Annotated in this window: 1 protein-coding gene; it reads left to right on the top strand. The window is 40.8% G+C overall.

All coding sequences use genetic code 11. The annotated features are described in order from the left end of the window. Positions 1-28: 28 nt before the first annotated feature. Positions 29-552: nucleotidyltransferase family protein (locus GOU96_RS18165; RefSeq protein ID WP_267784143.1), on the top strand; the 524-nt coding region annotated here is incomplete at its 3' end.

Genomic DNA, 552 nt, shown 5'->3' with positions numbered 1-552 from the left:
TAGGCGGGCGTTATGGCGCAAGGTGAAAATGAAAGCCATCGTTGATTTAATTAGAAAAGATCCCATTCGACTTGAAGCACTAGAATGTGTTTATCAGCTTGAATTGCCTCAATGCTACATAGCCGCAGGTTTTGTGCGAAACCTTGTCTGGGACTCTTTACATCACAACGTAAAGCTGACGCCATTAAACGATATTGACGTTATTTTCTTCGATGCCGATTGTTTAGATTCAGATTATGAAAAATCACTTGAACTCAAGTTGTCGGAGCAAATGCCCGAGCTCAATTGGCAAGTGAAAAATCAAGCTAAGATGCACTTACAAAATGGCGACAATCCTTACCAAAGCACATTGGATGCCATGAGTTATTGGCCTGAAAAAGAAACTGCGGTAGCAGTGAGAAAAGTCGAGCACGATCGTTACGAATGTATATCAGCCTTTGGTTTCGAGAGTTTATTTCAATGTTTCATCACACATAACCCTAAACGAACATATGGAATCTTCGAAAATCGAGTAAAGTCAAAGGGTTGGTTGAGTATGTGGCCTAACTTGAG

The sequence above is a fragment of the Vibrio sp. R-1 genome, from assembly GCF_035615595.1.
Taxonomy (GTDB): domain Bacteria; phylum Pseudomonadota; class Gammaproteobacteria; order Enterobacterales; family Vibrionaceae; genus Vibrio; species Vibrio cholerae.
The sequence above is the reverse complement of the archived record's forward strand: the minus strand, read 5'-3'. Positions and strand labels throughout refer to the sequence as shown.